General features: G+C 42.1%; 15 protein-coding genes, 8 tRNA genes and 1 rRNA gene. 20 read left to right on the forward strand and 4 right to left on the reverse strand.

Annotated elements, in window-relative coordinates; translation table 11 throughout:
* The 9 genes from O0550_RS16020 to mnmL all read left to right on the forward strand — a co-directional run.
* Positions 1-119 (forward strand): 23S ribosomal RNA (locus O0550_RS16020); the annotation flags it as partial.
* Positions 120-257: 138 nt separating this feature from the next.
* Positions 258-348, forward strand: a tRNA-Ser gene (locus O0550_RS16025).
* 21 nt (positions 349-369) lie between these two features.
* A tRNA-Met gene (locus O0550_RS16030) sits at positions 370-446 on the forward strand.
* 1 nt (position 447) lies between these two features.
* Positions 448-521, forward strand: a tRNA-Trp gene (locus tag O0550_RS16035).
* 18 nt (positions 522-539) lie between these two features.
* Positions 540-612 (forward strand) — tRNA-His (locus O0550_RS16040).
* A gap of 17 nt (positions 613-629) precedes the next feature.
* Positions 630-704: transfer RNA gene (locus O0550_RS16045), tRNA-Cys, on the forward strand.
* Between the two features lie 6 nt (positions 705-710).
* Positions 711-787: transfer RNA gene (locus tag O0550_RS16050), tRNA-Arg, on the forward strand.
* Positions 788-1,470: 683 nt separating this feature from the next.
* Entirely contained in the window at positions 1,471-2,715 is a 1,245-nt protein-coding gene (locus tag O0550_RS16055; protein ID WP_003343716.1) for a glycosyltransferase family 2 protein, read from the forward strand.
* A 226-nt stretch (positions 2,716-2,941) separates the two neighbouring features.
* Positions 2,942-3,931, forward strand: a complete 990-nt coding sequence (gene mnmL, locus O0550_RS16060) for a tRNA modification radical SAM protein MnmL/YtqA (RefSeq protein WP_003338167.1) — start codon at positions 2,942-2,944, stop codon at positions 3,929-3,931.
* Positions 3,932-4,018: 87 nt separating this feature from the next.
* On the opposite strand, the gene O0550_RS16065 is transcribed toward mnmL, so the two are convergent.
* Positions 4,019-4,657, reverse strand: coding sequence for a CBS domain-containing protein (locus O0550_RS16065; protein ID WP_003338166.1), 639 nt, complete (start codon positions 4,655-4,657; stop codon positions 4,019-4,021).
* A 71-nt stretch (positions 4,658-4,728) separates the two neighbouring features.
* Positions 4,729-5,457 carry a glycerophosphodiester phosphodiesterase gene (locus tag O0550_RS16070; RefSeq protein WP_003338164.1) on the reverse strand — a complete coding sequence of 243 codons (729 nt, stop codon included), beginning with the start codon at positions 5,455-5,457 and terminating at the stop codon, positions 4,729-4,731.
* Positions 5,458-5,629: 172 nt separating this feature from the next.
* On the opposite strand from O0550_RS16070, the gene ablB reads away from it, so the two are divergent.
* Positions 5,630-6,475 (forward strand): putative beta-lysine N-acetyltransferase, encoded by an 846-nt coding sequence (gene ablB / locus O0550_RS16075; protein WP_258426813.1) that lies wholly within the window; start codon positions 5,630-5,632, stop codon positions 6,473-6,475.
* An 18-nt stretch (positions 6,476-6,493) separates the two neighbouring features.
* Here the strand turns inward: ablB and O0550_RS16080 are convergent, their stop codons facing one another.
* Positions 6,494-8,125, reverse strand: a complete 1,632-nt coding sequence (locus O0550_RS16080; protein WP_258426814.1) for a PucR family transcriptional regulator — start codon at positions 8,123-8,125, stop codon at positions 6,494-6,496.
* Between the two features lie 185 nt (positions 8,126-8,310).
* Here O0550_RS16080 and O0550_RS16085 point away from each other — a divergent pair, with 185 nt between their 5' ends.
* The 5 genes from O0550_RS16085 to O0550_RS16105 all read left to right on the forward strand — a co-directional run bounded on the left by O0550_RS16085 (position 8,311) and on the right by O0550_RS16105 (position 12,537).
* Positions 8,311-9,675: an aspartate aminotransferase family protein gene (locus tag O0550_RS16085; protein WP_003343725.1), complete on the forward strand. Its 1,365-nt coding sequence runs from the start codon at positions 8,311-8,313 to the stop codon at positions 9,673-9,675.
* A 15-nt stretch (positions 9,676-9,690) separates the two neighbouring features.
* A complete protein-coding gene (locus O0550_RS16090; RefSeq protein ID WP_035318856.1) occupies positions 9,691-10,389 on the forward strand; it encodes a 3-oxoacid CoA-transferase subunit A in 699 nt (232 codons plus the stop codon).
* Positions 10,371-11,057: a 3-oxoacid CoA-transferase subunit B gene (locus O0550_RS16095; RefSeq protein WP_035318861.1), complete on the forward strand. Its 687-nt coding sequence runs from the start codon at positions 10,371-10,373 to the stop codon at positions 11,055-11,057. Before O0550_RS16090 ends, O0550_RS16095 begins: the two co-directional genes overlap by 19 nt.
* Positions 11,058-11,070: 13 nt before the next feature.
* Positions 11,071-12,378 carry a peptidase gene (locus tag O0550_RS16100; RefSeq protein WP_258426815.1) on the forward strand — a complete coding sequence of 436 codons (1,308 nt, stop codon included), beginning with the start codon at positions 11,071-11,073 and terminating at the stop codon, positions 12,376-12,378.
* A 70-nt stretch (positions 12,379-12,448) separates the two neighbouring features.
* Positions 12,449-12,537: transfer RNA gene (locus tag O0550_RS16105), tRNA-Ser, on the forward strand.
* Between the two features lie 213 nt (positions 12,538-12,750).
* Here O0550_RS16105 and O0550_RS16110 read toward each other — a convergent pair.
* On the reverse strand, positions 12,751-13,200 hold the full coding sequence (locus O0550_RS16110) for a hypothetical protein (protein WP_003338157.1): 450 nt from the start codon (positions 13,198-13,200) through the stop codon (positions 12,751-12,753).
* Between the two features lie 241 nt (positions 13,201-13,441).
* Here O0550_RS16110 and O0550_RS16115 point away from each other — a divergent pair.
* The 5 genes from O0550_RS16115 (at position 13,442) to O0550_RS16135 (ending at position 17,381) form a co-directional block, all read left to right on the forward strand.
* Positions 13,442-13,530 (forward strand) — tRNA-Ser (locus O0550_RS16115).
* 294 nt (positions 13,531-13,824) lie between these two features.
* On the forward strand, positions 13,825-14,400 hold the full coding sequence (locus tag O0550_RS16120) for a TetR/AcrR family transcriptional regulator (protein ID WP_003338155.1): 576 nt from the start codon (positions 13,825-13,827) through the stop codon (positions 14,398-14,400).
* Between the two features lie 23 nt (positions 14,401-14,423).
* The gene (locus O0550_RS16125) at positions 14,424-15,620 is read left to right on the forward strand and encodes an HlyD family secretion protein (RefSeq protein WP_003343734.1); all 1,197 of its coding nucleotides are present in this window, start codon (positions 14,424-14,426) and stop codon (positions 15,618-15,620) included.
* Entirely contained in the window at positions 15,613-16,794 is a 1,182-nt protein-coding gene (locus O0550_RS16130) for an ABC transporter permease (RefSeq protein ID WP_003343736.1), read from the forward strand. Before O0550_RS16125 ends, O0550_RS16130 begins: the two co-directional genes overlap by 8 nt.
* Positions 16,795-16,877: 83 nt before the next feature.
* Positions 16,878-17,381, forward strand: coding sequence for a DUF3907 family protein (locus O0550_RS16135; protein WP_003338152.1), 504 nt, complete (start codon positions 16,878-16,880; stop codon positions 17,379-17,381).
* The last annotated feature ends 172 nt before the right edge of the window (positions 17,382-17,553 follow it).

The following is a 17,553-nucleotide window of genomic DNA, read 5'->3' on the forward strand; positions in this document are numbered from 1 at the left end:
AGACTTCCCATAGCGCAAGCTAGTAAGACCCCTTATAGACGATGAGGTTGATAGGTTCGGTGTGGAAGTGCAGTAATGCATGGAGCTGACGAATACTAATCGGTCGAGGACTTATCCACATTGCCTTATGCTAACTTTCATTATTCAGTTTTCAGGGAATAAAGGTATGTGTTTGGTATAATTATTCCTTAGGTATATTAAATAAGAATAATGTAGTAGATTGAATCATATAGATTTATTCTGAGGAGTTATTATACGGAGAGTTACCCAAGAGGCCGAAGGGGACGGTTTGCTAAACCGTTAGTATGCGTAAGCGTAGCGAGGGTTCGAATCCCTCACTCTCCGCCATATTGTTTTATATCGTTTTTTGGCGGTGTAGCTCAGCTGGCTAGAGCGTTCGGTTCATACCCGAAAGGTCGGGGGTTCGATCCCCTCCGCCGCTACCATAGGGGCATAGTTTAGTGGTAGAACAAAAGTCTCCAAAACTTTTGGTGTGGGTTCGATTCCTACTGCCCCTGCCAACTTTTACTTACATAATGGCGGTCGTGGCGAAGTGGTTAACGCATCGGATTGTGGCTCCGACACTCGTGGGTTCGATTCCCATCGATCGCCCCTTTTTAATTTCATAAGGGAGTATAGCCAAGTGGTAAGGCACAGGTCTGCAAAACCTTTATTCCCCGGTTCAAATCCGGGTACTCCCTCCAAAATGCGTCTCAGTAGCTCAGCTGGATAGAGCAACCGCCTTCTAAGCGGTCGGTCGGGAGTTCGAGTCTCTCCTGAGACGCCATTTTTATGTATTTGTAAAAATTGAATGCCAACCTTCAAAAAAGGAAATCACATAAGACTCTGCTCGGCCAAAGGGTTCGTATCGCTGAGTTTTTATTTGTTTTTATAGTTGTAAAGAAAAGTAAGAAGTGAGAAATTTATTAAAAATATTCCATAAAAATTCATATTTTGTCATTTTATACAAAAAATTTGCTGATGAAATAGGATTTTTTATAAGAGACAGAGAATAGGTAAATGATTACATTTAATGCCAATTAGTTCTTTTGTCCTTGGGATAAAAAACATCACTATAGAAATTTTACTAGGAATATCGGCTGACCTTTAGTTATAGAGGCCAGATTTTTGCATCTTCTGGATTCAAGCCTATTTGAAAAGGGTAGACCTTTTTATAGCAGGCTTTTTTTTCTGTAGTAAATTTTGAGGTTGCAGAATAAGAGTAGGATGAAGAGGGAAACGTGATAGGGACAAGTGTTTCTCAAAAACTGCTTGCAAGATGAAGCGAATCACTGAGCTTTTGCGTCATATTAAGCAACAAATAGATATAGAGAGAAGTAAACATTGATTTTTCCCACTTTTGAACGATTGCAGGCTAGTTGTGAATCGTGTAAACTCGCAAATAGGGTTTGAAGGAGATATAACACTACCTGTATGCATATAAGCATACCAGGTCGAGGAGAAGAAAAGATGGTTGACTTAAAAGATATAATTGAGGGGCTTTTCATCGGTTTTACCACCACAATGGGGTTAGTCAGCATCTATCAAACAGCAATTTCAGTAGGGGGAGGCATTTTACTTCATAAGAAAAAGCCTGTGACCCACAAGCCAGAGAAAACATTTGCTGTATTGATAGCTGCACACAATGAATCAGCGGTTGTTGCACCATTGATCGAGAATTTGAAAAAAATGGACTATCCGCGTGAGATGTACGACATTTTTGTTATCTGTGACAATTGTACAGATAACACCGCGGAGATTGTTCGGAAGCATGGCGCCTATGCTTGCGAACGATTTGACACTTCAAAGCGTGGCAAGGGCTACGGTATTGAGTGGATGCTAGAAAATTTATGGTCACGAGAAAAGCAGTACGATGCTGTCGTAATGTTTGATGCAGATAACTTGGTAGAGAAAAACTTCCTAACTGTCATGAACGATCGTCTATGCAAAGGACAACAAGTTATCCAAGGTTACCTTGACTCCAAAAACCCGTTTGACTCTTGGATTACTCTTTCGTACGCTTGTACGTACTGGTTCACCAACCGTATGTGGCAATTGGCTCGCCATAACCTAGGGCTGCCAAACACATTAGGTGGTACAGGACTTTGTATTGAGAGTAAGCTGTTAAAAGATATGGGTTGGGGGGCAACCAGCTTAACGGAAGACTTAGAGTTTGCAACGAGATGTATCGAACGTGGCATCTATCCTTGCTGGGCTCATGAAACAAAGGTTTTTGACGAAAAACCAATCGACCTAAAATCTTCAATGAAGCAGAGACTTCGTTGGATGCAAGGTCATTATGATGTAGCTGGACGTTACATTGGTTCAGTTGTAAAAAATGGCTTAAAAGCAAGAAGACTAGGAATGCTTGACGCAGCTTTTTACCTCTTTCAACCCATGTATGTGTTGATTGTTACATTTATGTCGATATTGTTTATGGCCAGATTGTTGAGCTTTAACACGTTCCTACCTACAACAGGCTTCTTGCCTGATTGGTTGATTTACGTGACAACAGGTATTTTCTATTTGTTACCTGTACTCGCATTGTACTTAGAGAAAGTCCCACTAAAAGCTTATTTGGGACTCATCCTGTTGCCAATTTTCTTCCTGACATGGTTACCTATCTTTATTTACGCGTTCTTTACCAAGAACAATCAAGAGTGGAGCCATACTGCACATACACGTGCAATTCAGATAGAAGAAATGCAACAGTAATGTAAACGTAATAAAGTGGGAAATATAATGATGATGAACCGCGGGAAAGAACTGCGGTTCTTTTTTTCTAGTAAAAACTTCGAAATGTTATTGATGTTGATATAAAAGCAACAATTGACGGAAGCATGAGATGTGCAAAAATGTGTGGTGTAATATTTTTCACTATTAAAAAGCTCTACAGAAACTGGTATACTGTAGAAATGCATGGACAGAAGGGAGTATAAAGATGTCAACGGAGGATATACAAAAGAGCTGTCAGCCTCTGCTATGGGGTGATAAGCGTTATCATACATGGAACTATCATTTGCGTAGTATGTTTCAACACAAGGTATTTAAAGTACCGCTAGATGGAGGATTTTCCTGCCCCAATCGAGATGGCAATGTTGCAGTAGGTGGCTGTACATTTTGTAGTGCACGCGGATCGGGGGACTTTGCAGGCGATCGTCGTATGACGTTAGAGAAGCAGTTTCATGATGTTAAGGATCGTATGCATGAAAAATGGCCTACAGCGAAGTATTTAGGTTTTTTTCAAGCATTTAGCAATACCTATGCGCCTGTAGAAGAGCTTCGCGATATGTACGAAACGATTTTACGACAAGATGATGTTGTGGGTCTTTCTATAGCAACCAGACCTGACTGTTTAGAAGATGATGTAGTAGAGTACTTAGCAGAATTAAATGAACGTACCTATCTATGGGTAGAATTGGGGTTGCAAACAGTACATGAACGTACACAGCTACTGATTAATCGTGCCCATGATTATCAATGCTATCTTGATGGACTAGAGAAGCTTCGTAAACATAACATTCGTGTCTGCTCCCACATTATTTATGGATTACCTGGAGAGACTGCCGAAGATATGATGATGACTGCGCAGGCCGCTGCTCATTTGGACGTACAAGGTATTAAAATACATTTGCTACATCTGTTAAAGAAAACGCCAATGGTGAAGCAGTACAATGCTGGTTTATTGGAATTCTTGACTCAAGAGGAGTATACGAAATTAGTTGTCGACACTCTGGAAATTCTACCACCAGAAATGATTGTGCATCGTATTACTGGTGATGGGCCTCCTGATATTTTGATTGGGCCGATGTGGAGTCGTAAAAAATGGGAAGTGCTCAATGGCATTGAGGCAGAGATGAAACGTCGTAATACATGGCAAGGAAAGTTCTTTGATCCAAATTGGGTACCGCCTCTGGACCTTGGAAAATAATCGAATCGGAATGTAAAAAAGGAACGCAAGCAATTAGCGTTCCTTTTTTTATTATAAATTCTTGCTTCGTTACTACATGCTGGGAAGTTAGCTTTCATGAACAGAGGTGACAGCAAAGCCATGATTCTCCAGTTCCTGAATAATATCAATCAGATTATCTTCCGTTTTAAATTTAACTAAAATACGTCTGACACCAGAGTGTTTAGAATCAAAGGATACACAGGAGATCACATTTGACTTGTGTTCGGTCAAAATACTAGAGATTTCTCGTAACACACCTTTTCCTTCGAAACGGGTTAGGGTTATTCTAGTCCCTTTCACACCCATTCCAAAAACAGATTCTAATACTAGCTCCATATCTTTACGTTTAATGATACCAAGAAAACGATTATTCTCGTCTACAATCGGTACAAATGGATAACGCACAATAATAGGGAGGGCGTCTTCATAAAGATGTTCAGTCGTAAGTGGCTTTAAATTCTGATCAACACCATCGGCAAGAGGAAGTTGAGTGAATTCTGTAAAAGTTTTGTCCGCATGATCTTGTTCGAATTTTTCAAACAAACTGCGTTTGCTCAGCGTACCAAAATAAGTACCATCTTCATTAATCACAGGCATGCTAAGCAATTTTCCCTTTTTCATTTCCTCCAGAGCATGGGCAATGGTGTCGGTTGGCTTTACCACTGTGAGAGAATGTAGTGGTGATAGACAGTCGGTAATGAACATGCAATAACCCCCTTATATCCTGATCTCTTCTTTAGTATAGAAATATCCTGTAGGGCTTGTAAACAATCCTTTTACTTCTTATTCAAATATTTTCGTGCTACATTAGGATAATTTGTAATTATGCCATCAATTTGTAATGAAAAGAGCTCCTGCATGCGTTCCGGAGTGTTCACTGTCCATGCAAGCAGTGATAAATGGTGCTGACGAGCAGCTTGCAGTAGTGCTTTATTTACCTGTTCCTCGGGGGCATGGAGTTCGTCAGCACGAAATTGTTTGGCAATCTCCCAGGGTTTATGTAGTTGTCCGAAATAAAGCATACCGGTGCGAATTTGTGGGTCTAGCTCCTTAACATGCAACAGACTGTGATAATTAAAAGAGGAAATGACCACCTGTTTATGTAAACGAAGATCATGGATGAGACGAATTACATGCTCTTCCAATTGAGGCTGAGGGACGATAAAGTTCTTTAGTTCAATGATAAGTCGAAGCCCAGTTGTTTTGACGAACAATAAGACATCTGATAGCTCTGGAACCTTTGTAGGGGGATAATATTTTCTGCTTTTGGCTGCCGCATTTAGACGATAGATCTGTTCATAGGTGAGATGCCGTACTTCGCCCACCCCGTCAGTTGTATGCTCTACGTTGGTATCGTGCATGACAATAAGCTGTTCATCGGCTGTTACTTGAACGTCGATTTCCATACCGTTAGAGCCTTGTAGATAGGCAGCATGAAAAGCTGGAAATGTATTTTCGGGATACATGCCAGAGGCACCCCTGTGAGCATAAATAAGGGTATGCATGGGTGGAATCCTCCTTTTTTCCTGTCTCTTCTTGATACCTATGCGCAAAGGCTATGGTTTAGATATGAAAGAAGCGAATTGTGTCAAAGAGGTACTTTGGACAACTTGTCGAATGACTAGCAATGCAAGGGGTTTTATAATAGTAAGAAATAACGCAATGAGGTGTAAAGACATGACGATGGAACCGATTGAAAATCTTTCACAAATAATTGTGGATATACATAACCAACGTATCAAGGTAATGGAGTACGACTCTGATCAAATTGACGAGATTGCAAGGTCTTGCAAAGAACAGGCTGACAAATTGGGTATGACTAAGCTAATTGTCTATGCCCGACATGAGGATTTGTCAGCCTGGGGGAAACATGGATTTGTACGTGAAGGGATTCTAGAAGGCTGTATGAATGGCCAGAATGCTCACATGCTTCGTTATTTTGTTACATCAGAGCGAGGAACTCCTAAAAATGAGCCACTTGCAGACGAAATTCTACAAATAAGCTTGGCCAAACAAGCAACCAATAGTGTATGCAAGGAGCTACCAGACGATTGTCGTGTCCGCTGGGCTAAGCTTGAAGATGCTGAAGAACTGGCTAAGCTGTATCAAGTTGTTTTTGAGACCTATCCAACCCCCATGCATGATCCCGAGTATGTGCGAACTACGATACAAGCAGACACCTATTACGCTGTTGTAGAAGCAGAGGGCAAGATTGTTTGCGCTGCTTCTGCTGAAGTGACTCCGAATTGGGGATCAGCAGAAATGACGGATTGTGCCACACACCCTAAATGGTTAGGAAAGGGATTGCTTCAGCACCTGTTTGTAGCTTTGGAGCAACATATGCAAGAAATAGGTATTTCCTATCTATATACACTTACACGTGCCCATTCCGCTGCGATGAATGTGACAGCCGCTAAAATGGGCTATCGATATACTGGCAGGCTAATTAACAATTGTGTGATTTCAACCGGCTTTGAAGATATGAATATCTGGGTTAAGCCGTTGAAAGCTGTATGGGACTGATAGCTCCGTAAGCTTACTCTAGGGAATGCCTGACATGTCTGGGTAGAAAATTTGTTGTAAATGATAAGCCATGATGGCTAGCTGTAACTGCCAACGGTGAGATGCGTCTTGAAGTGATCCAGCGGTTTTTTGCTCGATCTGCTGTAAACGGTATTTAAGCGTGTGCCGGTGAATAAATAGACGTTGTGATGTTTTTTGCCCATTCAGACACTCTTCAAAATATACTTGGATAGTCTCTAACAATTGTTGTCCATGCTTCTGATCATAGTGAAGCAATGTGGCTAAGAGTGGCTTCCAGAGCTCCTGTAAGGCCTCAGGCTGCGCGTGATAGGGAAACAGGAACTGATAGCCGGCTAGTCGGTCAAAATGAGATACAGACTGTATTTGGAGTGCTGGGAGGAGAGCTGATTGGCATTTCATGGCATAGATCGCTTCTTGAACGGCTATTGACAAGGTATCGAAGGAAGCACGGGGGTTGCTAATCCCGATTGCCAACGGATGCTGAGGATACAAATCAAGCCACTTTTTTGCCATTTTTTGAATAAAAACTTCACTAGCCTTATCCTCAGGCATTAGTAATAAGATTTCGGTTGCCCGTTCCTTACTGAGATAAGTAGGCTGATAAACCTCTGCTACCCGCTTTAATAAGGTGGGTAGCTTTTGTAGCATGGCAAAATTATATTCCTTTGCAGAAGGAGTAGCGGGTATGGCTAGCGCAACAACAAGGTGACGGGCATGATGATGTAGAGGGTAGCCTAACATACGGCTACGTGCCTCCGATTCTGCATTACGTTCAAAGGTTCCGCTTAGTAACTCATCTAAAAAATCGCCTTTTAGACGCCATTCTGCTTGGGCTATCTCCCTGTCCTTACTGCAAGCTAAGGCAGCCAATGTTGAGGCATGCTGCAAAGCGATCATATCCCATTCCTGCCGGCATGTTTGCTGTTTGCGTAAGGTGATAGCGCCAAAGGTAAAACGAGCGGCTTCGATTGGATGGGTTAATTCGATAGAGGAGATGGATTCACAGCTTTGATCAGAGCGGACTTGACGGGAATCTTCCGGTGAGAGCATGTCAACAGTAGCAGGCCGACATGCCTGTGGGGACGTACGAACTAATTCATAGCCAAGTACGTCTGTTATAATTACTTCTCCTTGGGTAACGGCGGATAATTCGTCTGCAATGGCAGAAAGACCCTCACCTAGCAAAGCTACATTTAACAATCGCTGATGAATTTGTTCTGAATAGCGAATCAACTCAAATTGACGATTCACAATCGGCTGAAGAATGGCTTTTGTGATGGTAGAGAAATTAAGCTCTGTGGGAATCTCAATTAAAGGGAGTCCAAACTGATTCGCTTGTTGAACAAAAAGCGCTGGAATTTCACGTAAATAAAATCCGGTATGAATCGCAACTCCACTCAATCCTCGAGCTGCCAGTGAAGGTATGAACTGATCGTATTTATCCGTGTTCATCTCCAAACCAAAACCAGTGGTAATAAGAAATTCCCCTGCTTGTAAACGCTCCAAATCCTCTACAATTTCTACGATTGTGACCCATTGAATAGAATGATGTAATCCAGATTCCCCTGCTACCAATCTGGTTTGCACCATATCAGGTAACTGCATGGCTTCACGGATCGTTATAGACATGGGCTTCCCCACCTCTCTATTACTTTGAAAAACTCTACTCTTTACATAAACTAGCATTATACAAAATGTACAAAAAATTCTGTTTTTTATCCAGCGTTTTTTGGCCAAGAAGTAGAATGTCAGGAGGTTCTAGATTCGATACGATGAGTAATAAAGTGGCAGTGAAAACGGAAGGAGCGAAGGGCATGGATAGCAAAACCGAACGAAAAAGCTATGTAATTAAACCAGAATGGGGCAAACAATATCCACGAATTTCTCACGGAAAAGGAATTTACTTATATGAAGAGAGCGGAAAGCGTTATATGGATGCTTGTTCAGGGGCTGTAACTGTGAGTATCGGGCATGCGATGGATGAAGTGGTCGATGCTATGAGACAGCAAGCTGAAAAGGTATCCTTTGCTTATCGCTCACACTTCAGTAGTGAAGCAGTAGAGGAGTTAGCGGATATTCTGGCTGCTTGGGCACCTGGTAATGTGAATTGGAGCTTTTTTGTCAGCAGTGGATCAGAGGCAACGGAGACAGCTCAAAAAATTGCAATTCAGTACTGGCAAGAACAAGGACGCATGACCAAAAATCGGATTTTATCACGCTGGATGAGCTATCACGGAATTACGATGGGGGCTTTATCCATGTCAGGACATGTGCTAAGACGCAAGCGTTTCGTACCGTTATTGGCAGATTACCCCTGTATATCGGCACCCTATCCCTATCGAAATCAGCAGGGACTTGATAGTGATGCATATGCACGTCAGGCTGCGGATGAGTTAGAAGCGGCCATTATCAGAACAGGAGCGGAAAATGTTGCGGCCTTTATCGCAGAGCCAATTATTGGCGCTTCTGGAGGCGCTGTAGTACCCCCAGACGGCTATTTTGCTCGTATCCGTGAAATTTGTACGAAGCATCACATTTTATTTATAGCCGACGAAGTTATGACAGGTGTGGGGCGTACTGGTAAAAACTTTGGAATTGATCATTGGCAGGTAACGCCTGATGTAATGACGTTGGGGAAAGGAATGAGTTCAGGATATACACCGATGGCAGCCACTATGGTGAGTGATTCCATCATGCAGACGATTGCAGAAGGCTCTGGCTCTATCATGGCAGGTCATACCTACAGCGCTAACCCTCAATCAGCAGCGATCTGTGTGTCTGTGATACGTTACATGCAACAACATCAGCTAGTGCAAAAAGCTGAACAAAATGGAAAGTATTTATTACAACACTTAAAACAAATAGAACAGGAATTTGACATTGTGGGAGAGGCACGTGGGAAAGGATTACTGTGTGGACTAGAATTTGTAAAGAACAAGCTGACGAAAGAGCCATTCGCACTCTCACATCAAGTAACCAATCGAATTATCCAGAGAGCGTTTGCTAAAGGATTGATGATTTACCCAGCTATTGGAGGTTTAGATGGAATAGCAGGCGATGCGGTCATTATTTCGCCTCCGCTTATCATTGAACAGGATGAAATTGATGAATTGATCCATTTACTGCGTCAGACTTTACAGGAAGCCCAAGCAGAGTTCACGAAAGAGGGAATTTGGTAGAAAGGAGGAGCGCATATGATATCACAATCAACCTGGAATAAAGAGATTTCATTAGAAGAAGCATTGGAGCATTTTCATGATGGGATGACATTGATGGTTGGTGGCTTTGGTGGAGTCGGTAACCCTCCTACCCTAATACAGGGACTATTGGAAAAACAAATCAAAGGACTAACACTGATTAGTAACGATACAGCTTTTCCTGATATTGGAATCGGACGATTAATTACACAGCGCCGAGTAAAGAAGGTCATTGCTTCTCACATTGGCTCTAATCCGAATGCTGGTGCCCAAATGACGGCAGGGGAGCTGGAGGTGGAATTTTGTCCACAAGGCATTTTGGCAGAAAGAGTTCGAGCAGGTGGAGTAGGTCTAGGAGGAATTTTATCTGACATCGGAATCGGTACAATTGCGGAAGAAGGGAAGCAGCAGGTGATAGTGGATGGAAAAACATTTTTAATTGAGACACCGTTAACTGCCCAAGTGGCTATCGTATCTGCTAAAAAGGCAGATCGATTTGGCAATCTTGTTTTTGATACAAGTGCGCGTAATTTTAACCCCTTGGTGGCCATGGCTGGAGATATCACGATCGTGGAAGCAGAAGAAATTGTTGAGATTGGAGAGCTTGATCCTGAAGAAATCGTGACACCAGGCGTGTTTGTAACCTATATCGTGCAAAGTGAAGGGGTGAATTGGCGATGGGCATGGGAGAAGTAACAAAAGAAGGTACGACGGAGAGCTATCGGGAGCGAATTGCTAGGCGTGCTGCTTTGGAGGTAAAAAGCGGTATGCTGATTAATCTAGGGATCGGGATCCCTACGCTTGTAGCAGATTTTATACCAGAAGAAAAATATGTTTTGTTTCATGCTGAAAATGGCATTGTAGGTACAGGTCCCACTCCCCAGAAAGGAGAAGAAAATCCGAATTTGTGCAACGCGGGAGGCTTTCCTGTTACTTTGATGCCCGGCGCTTCCTTTTTTGATAGTGCCACTGCTTTTGCGGTCATTCGCAGAGGGTTGCTAGATATGACGATTCTTGGGGTGTTAGAGGTAAGTCAGCGTGGTGATATTGCCAATTGGATTGTTCCCGGAAAACGGGTTCCTGGGATGGGCGGTGCGATGGAATTAGCACAAAAGGCAAAGAAGGTTCTAGTCCTTACTACACATTTGGACAAAAATGGTCGCTCCAAGATTGTCCGTGAGTGCAAGCTACCTCTGACCGCAAAAGGAAGTGCCGATATGATAATCACTGATATGGCAGTGATGGAGGTAAAAACGGATGGATTGCATTTATTGGAGGTTATGCATCCATACACCGTAGCAGATGTGATTGGTGCGACAGAAGCAGAGCTGTTATTTAGCGGAGAAGTAACCACTTTTATCTAAGGGGGAGACTACCATGAGCGTAAGCCAGACACTAACATGGCAGGAACGAATTCGTGAGCAGCTACAGAAGGATCGAGCAGGTGCCATAGGCTTGTTGCAGGAATGGGTGCGTGAGGCTAGCGTACAAGGGCAGGAAGCGGGGATTCAGCAGAAAATAGCCAATCACTTGGTAGAGATGGGACTTGAAGTCGATGTGTGGGAGATGACAGGTGACGAGCTTGAAAAGCTGGAGAAACATGCCTATTTTGTTTCGCCGCGTACTGAATTTTCAGGTAGTCCGAACGTAGTAGGGGTATGGAAGGGTACGGGAGGAGGACGTTCTCTTATTCTCAATGGCCATGTTGATGTTGTGCCAGAAGGAGAGCGAAAACAATGGACACAGGAGCCGTTTAGTGGAGAAATTGTGGATGGAAAATTGTATGGCCGCGGGGTAACGGACATGAAAGGTGGCAATCTCGCGTCTCTCTTAGCTATTCAAACCCTCCAACAGCTTGGTGTACGTTTGAAGGGCGATGTTATCTTTCAAAGTGTTGTAGAAGAAGAAAGCGGTGGGGCTGGGACCTTATCCACCATTTTACGTGGGTATAGAGCGGACGCTGCTTTAATACCTGAGCCAACAAATCTGAAAATTTTTCCCAAGCAACAAGGCTCCATGTGGTTCCGCTTGTTCATACGAGGCAGATCGGCACATGGAGGTACACGCTATGAAGGAGTTAGTGCCATCGAAAAAAGCATGACCGTAATCAGACAAATTCAGCGCTTAGAGCAAGAGAGAAATCAACGAATGTCAGACCCTTTATACGCGAAATTGCCTATACCGATCCCTATTAATCTAGGTGTAATACAAGGGGGAAAATGGCCATCATCTGTTTCGGATTTGGTTACAATAGAAGGACGAATGGGTGTAGCACCTGGAGAAGAAATGGAGATGGCCAAAATTGAAATGCAGGCTGCGTTACAAAAGCTTACGGAGGAAGATGAATGGTTTGTAGATCATCCTGTGGAGCTGGAATGGTACGGTGCCAGATGGGTGCCAGGAGAGGTAGAAATGGATCATCCATTGCTTGCACGATTGCAGGAGCTATATCCGTCTGTTTTTGGAGAGGCAGCGATCATAGAAGCATCGCCATGGGGGACTGATGGAGGTCTATTAACGAAGCTGGCCGATACTCCTTCTATCATTATAGGACCAGGGGTAACCCAAGTTGCACATTATCCCGATGAGTATATCGTCCTCGATGATATTTTTGCGTGTGCTGAGTTATTTGCACTGACTCTCATCGAGTGGTGTGAGCTAGCTGTTGAAAAGAAAAACTATTAAACCCATAAATTTTTTAAAAAAGGTGTTGCTATTTGATTTTTTATATGCTATATTTTTTATGTAGCAACGCGGAGGGATACCGAAGTGGTCATAACGGGGCGGTCTTGAAAACCGTTAGGCGGCAACGTCACGGGGGTTCGAATCCCTCTCCCTCCGCCATACATAAAGAATAGCAAACCGATGAGCTGAAAGGTTCCTCGGTTTTTTTGTATGCTTATATAGTGGACGTGTCTAATAGCAAGAGTACATTGTAAATCACTACACAAAATGGATATAAACATACCTATATGAAAAATCCCGGCTCGTAGCCTTAGCAGGCGTGAACCGGGATTCTTACTTAGCAAGTAAAGTTAATAGACGAATATATTGGTGTTACGGTGTTGATTTACCATCAGCAGCCTTCTGGATGTGTTGCTGAGCTAATTCACCTAGATCTTTAATATTAATGGAGAAATTAAAATTCTTATAGTAGACAGTGGCTTTCGGATCGCCCTTTTTCCCCTCAATACGGATATTCGTCGTCTTGATTTCATAGCTTCCATCTTCACGGAAATTGTAAGTGGCGTCCTTAATTTCAGAATCAATTAAAGGTCTTACAGTAGATGTGAATACTTCATCGACACCATTTACCACCTGACGTCCTATGTTCACCACTTCAGTTGGTGTATAATTGAAACCAAAGACCAGAATAGCCCCGACCACCAGACTAAATAAAACAATTTTGTACAAGGCTTTTAGAAAAAAATTAAGCACAAACACTGCCAATAAGACTAGGATAAGAATTACCCAATAATCTTTAGCAAATGTAATGAGTTGGTCCATTGCTACAAAGTCACTCCTTCATGAAAGGGTAAGAACCGTAAGGATTATGTAGGAACTTACCAAATTACGTATTTAGTCTATCATACACAATCTGGTGAACGGATACAAACGTTGCAATCATTTTAGAAAAAAATAATAAAAAAATACTTGTCTTTTTACATATGCTCTAGTATAATAATCCTTGCTGATGTATTTCGCAGGACGAAATTATTTCATACATAATGATTATCAGCTATTATATGGAGGGATACCGAAGTGGTCATAACGGGGCGGTCTTGAAAACCGTTAGGCGGCAACGTCACGGGGGTTCGAATCCCTCTCCCTCCGCCATATTGCTTACATGGGAAGCCGATGACTTGTTCATCGGCTTTTTTACTTTCATAAAAACAATTGGCTACGACTAGAAACAAGTTGCTAGGGGATGGATAATCGGTCTTAGGCTGCAATCGTTTGAAGCAGTAAGATTACGGGTATCAATAATGTAAATAGAGTACATAACGAAGATCACACCAATGAAATATGAATGAGTAATCACTTTTTTCCAAAAATACCTTGACGGTCATCAAAAAGCAGAGTACACTAATCTCTGTACTGACTGGTCAGTTTATATGGGGGTACATATTAATGAGTAAAAAGAAGGATTTAATTTATGAAAGTGCCCTGCAAGCTTTTGCCCAATATGGGTATACGGATACAACGATGGATACGATTGCAGAATTTGCCCAGGTAGCTAAGGGTACGTTGTATTATCACTTTAAGACAAAGGAGGAGTTATTCTATTATGTAAATCAAAAGGGAGTGGAAATGCTGATGGAGTCCGTCAAAGGGGCGACGGAAGATAGCAGCTTAACGCCACAGGAACGTCTTTTACACGTACTAGATGAGCATTTGCGCTTCTTTTCGGATAACAGTGAGTTTTGTTTATTGCTGTTAAGTTTCTCCTCAGGAGATATAACACGGGATAATATGGTTCGAACATTATTAGGCAATTATTTTTCTTTAATGGAGAAATACCTGGCAAACATGCAGGAACAAGGCTTTATCAAAAGCGATATGGAAACGCAGACAGTGGTATCCGCTTTGTTTGGGAGTATTGGATTTGTGGTTCTTCGCAAGATGTTCCGCAATGAGCCAGTTTATACGCTAGAGACCAGAGATACATTACTCATTTTATTTAAAGGAGCTCTGGGACTCGCTTAAATTGCGAATTGGAGTGGAAGGTTATGAGAGAGAATAAAAAGATGATGGTTGGTTTGGTTGGGTTCTTAGCAGCTATCGTACTTTTAGGTGGATACTTACTTTTTTCTGAAAAAAATAGTTATGCCGGAGGTTCCGCGAAACAAGTAACTGCTGTTGTAGAAGGGACCGAAGTAGATTTAGCCTTCAAGGTTCCAGGAACCATTGACAAGATTGATGTTAAAGAGGGCGACAAAGTAGTTGAAGGTCAACTCTTAGCTGTGCTGGGAAGCGCTGAGATTGCAGCAAAACGCGATCAGGCAGCAGCAGCGTACCAATTAGCTCAAGCGAAATTGGAGCAGGCTAAAAAAGGAGTTTCCGTTACCAGCGGATCAAGCGATGCTACGGTAAAGCAGGCTCAGGCAGCTTTGCAAGCAGCTCAAGCTAATTTGCAAGCTAACAAAAACGGGGCTCGTCCAGAAGAGATTGCGCAGCTAAAAGGAAAGCTTCAGGCAACCAAAACAGCTCGCAACTTGGCTCAGACGAACATGAAACGCATGGAGGATTTATTAAAAGAAGGGGCTATTCCAAAAATTAAATTGGAAGAATCTCAGGCTGAATTTGAAAAATACTCCGCTGAATATACGGCAACACAAGAGCAATTAAACATGGCGCAAAAAGGTGCTCGACCAGAACAGATTGAAGCACTTACAGCTCAAGTAAACCAAGCGAATGCAGCATACCAGAATGCAATTGCCGGGCTTGGTCAGGTAGGATTGCGCGAATCTGATGTAAAATCAGCAGAAGCAGGCGTAAAACAAGCAAAAGGTGCTTTGGATGAAGCAGAGGCATACTTGCGCAATACACAAATGATTGCACCTGTTAGCGGTATTGTAAAATCTATTTCCTCACAAAAAGGGGAACTTGTAGCACAAGGCTCTTCCATCATGACAATTCAAGTAGAGAACGATAAATTTGTAAAAATGTATGTGGATGAAAACCAGCTTGGCAACATAAAAGTAGGCGAGAAAACTACATTGTTTGTCCCAAGCTTAAATAAGGAAGTAAATGCGACTGTACAAATGGTGGCACCAGCAGCAGATTTTGCAACGAAGAAAGCAACACAGGAGCTAAACTCCCGTGATTTGCGAGCATTCCAAGTGAAATTGCAAGTGGAGGATATTGATGTACGCCCTGGCTTTACTGTCGAATGGCACCTAAAAGGGGCTGGCGCTCGTGAATAGCTTTTTGCAATTAGTTGCTGACGAATGGCGATCCATTTATACGAATAAAACGATACGTAATATTGTGTTTCTTGTTCCGTGTGTCTATATGCTCATGTTTGGATATTTGTATCAGGAAAAACGCGTGATGGAAATACCGACAGTGGTAGCAGACCTGGACCAAACAGAATTAACAAGAGAATTGATTAGAGCGATTGATAATGATCAAACGTTTTCAGTAACAAATATAGTTACAACAGAAGAAGAGTTACAACATCTGATGACTTATGAAGAGGCGCAGGTTGGATTTATTATTCCCAAGGGCTTGACCGTCAATGCCAAATTGGGTAAGCCAACAGAGATTTTAAATCTGATTGATGGAAGTAACATGATGGTTTCCAATACCTCTGTTCGCGCTGCGAGCTCTCTAGTGAAAACGATCTCTGGTGGAGTGACGTTAAAAAAGTTAGAGGCGAAAGGTGAATGGGGCAGTGCGGCAACAAACTTTGCGACAGGGATTGACTATCGCTATCGTATTCTGCATAACCCAACCTTTAACTATCTGGCATTTATGATCTTTGGGTTGGCCGGAACTGTTTTGCAGCAGGTAGCTTTCTTGAGTGTTTCTTTAAGCGTAACTCGCCAAAAAGAAGAAGGAACTTGGATGGATACCTTAAACGGAAATGGGTTTGTCAAAATTGCGTTAAGTAAAATAACGACTCATATGATCCTTGCCATGTTTAACTTTTTGCTAACCTATGTACTGATCTTTAAATTTTTTGCTGTTACGTACTATGGAAGCTTGAGCTTACTTTTCCTTAGCGGATTTATTTTCAATCTAGCAGTCGTGTCTATTGGATTTGCTATCTCGTTTTTCTCTTCCAATATGCTACAAGCGACACAAACAGCTATGCTAATCGCAGTACCATCATTTATGCTATCTGGATGGACTTGGCCAATTACTTCTATGCCAACAGCGATTGCGATCATAGCAAAATCCTTGCCGCTCACATATTTCCTACATTCCGTACGAGAAATTATCAGTAAAGGACACGGCTGGGAATTTGTTAGCACCGATAATCTTATATTGCTCTTTATGGTTGTCGTGGCGCTATTTGTGGCATTTGTTACGTACATGTATCAAAAGAAATATACTAGAAAAAACTATCAATCTAATTCAGAAACTGTGTTATAAAATAAAAACTTCTTGTAACTCCGGGGCAGTTTTTTTACAATAAACGTAAATCTTAATATCTGTTGCCCTAAGGAGGATTCTCTATGTCAGACGCTCATGTAAAACAGTTATGCGAAGATACCTTTATGCGGTTGAAGAAGGTTAGCATAGAAGTGGAGAGATTCCTAAATCAAACTACTTTAGCAGATTTGATTGAAAGATCTGGAGATGCTGAGGAGTATGAAGCTTACTATGGTAGCTATCTTTCTGATTTACGTCGCTTGTTGGTTTATGCAGAGAATGCCTATGAGAAGTTGGGAATCTGTCTTCGACGTGCTCGCTTTAACGAGGAGTTTGCCGAAGAAGCCCTCTATCAGGTGTACCACACCTGTGTAATTAATTTTTACTATCCCAAAGGCGAGGTTTACGATGAGGATGGCAGGTACTCGTACACAGGGCAAGACTGCATTATTTTCCGCAAAGAGGTTACTCCTGAACTAGAGAGCCTAACATTAGGATTATCTCGAATTTTTGAGCCTCTACGTGATGAATTGCAGTACTACGAAACAGATTACATTACGAAAAAGCGGATGCAACCGAGCAATTAACAGGAGAATGGGTTTACAAGTATTTATTTTATAACGGCATTATATCTGAGTGGAGACCTTTCATTTTGAAGGGTCTCTTTTTTCTCTGCTAATATGTTGTATGCTTTCTTTTTCTATTATACGAATAAATCAGAAAATTAAAAGGGAGTATATGAACGAAAAGTGTCAAATT

The organism is Brevibacillus halotolerans (genome assembly GCF_026891775.1).
GTDB lineage: Bacteria > Bacillota > Bacilli > Brevibacillales > Brevibacillaceae > Brevibacillus_B > Brevibacillus_B halotolerans.

What these genes read in the sequence shown, in the direction of transcription:
- O0550_RS16080 (WP_258426814.1), bottom strand. Translation starts at nt 8,125, where the DNA reads ATGTCTATAACGATCCGTGAAGCCATGCAGTTACCTGATATGGTGCAA.
- O0550_RS16120 (WP_003338155.1), top strand. Translation starts at nt 13,825, where the DNA reads ATGAGTAAAAAGAAGGATTTAATTTATGAAAGTGCCCTGCAAGCTTTT.
- O0550_RS16055 (WP_003343716.1), top strand. Translation starts at nt 1,471, where the DNA reads ATGGTTGACTTAAAAGATATAATTGAGGGGCTTTTCATCGGTTTTACC.
- O0550_RS16135 (WP_003338152.1), top strand. Translation starts at nt 16,878, where the DNA reads ATGTCAGACGCTCATGTAAAACAGTTATGCGAAGATACCTTTATGCGG.
- O0550_RS16085 (WP_003343725.1), top strand. Translation starts at nt 8,311, where the DNA reads ATGGATAGCAAAACCGAACGAAAAAGCTATGTAATTAAACCAGAATGG.
- O0550_RS16125 (WP_003343734.1), top strand. Translation starts at nt 14,424, where the DNA reads ATGAGAGAGAATAAAAAGATGATGGTTGGTTTGGTTGGGTTCTTAGCA.
- O0550_RS16110 (WP_003338157.1), bottom strand. Translation starts at nt 13,200, where the DNA reads ATGGACCAACTCATTACATTTGCTAAAGATTATTGGGTAATTCTTATC.
- O0550_RS16065 (WP_003338166.1), bottom strand. Translation starts at nt 4,657, where the DNA reads ATGTTCATTACCGACTGTCTATCACCACTACATTCTCTCACAGTGGTA.
- O0550_RS16090 (WP_035318856.1), top strand. Translation starts at nt 9,691, where the DNA reads ATGATATCACAATCAACCTGGAATAAAGAGATTTCATTAGAAGAAGCA.
- ablB (WP_258426813.1), top strand. Translation starts at nt 5,630, where the DNA reads ATGACGATGGAACCGATTGAAAATCTTTCACAAATAATTGTGGATATA.
- O0550_RS16095 (WP_035318861.1), top strand. Translation starts at nt 10,371, where the DNA reads ATGGGCATGGGAGAAGTAACAAAAGAAGGTACGACGGAGAGCTATCGG.
- mnmL (WP_003338167.1), top strand. Translation starts at nt 2,942, where the DNA reads ATGTCAACGGAGGATATACAAAAGAGCTGTCAGCCTCTGCTATGGGGT.
- O0550_RS16070 (WP_003338164.1), bottom strand. Translation starts at nt 5,457, where the DNA reads ATGCATACCCTTATTTATGCTCACAGGGGTGCCTCTGGCATGTATCCC.
- O0550_RS16100 (WP_258426815.1), top strand. Translation starts at nt 11,071, where the DNA reads ATGAGCGTAAGCCAGACACTAACATGGCAGGAACGAATTCGTGAGCAG.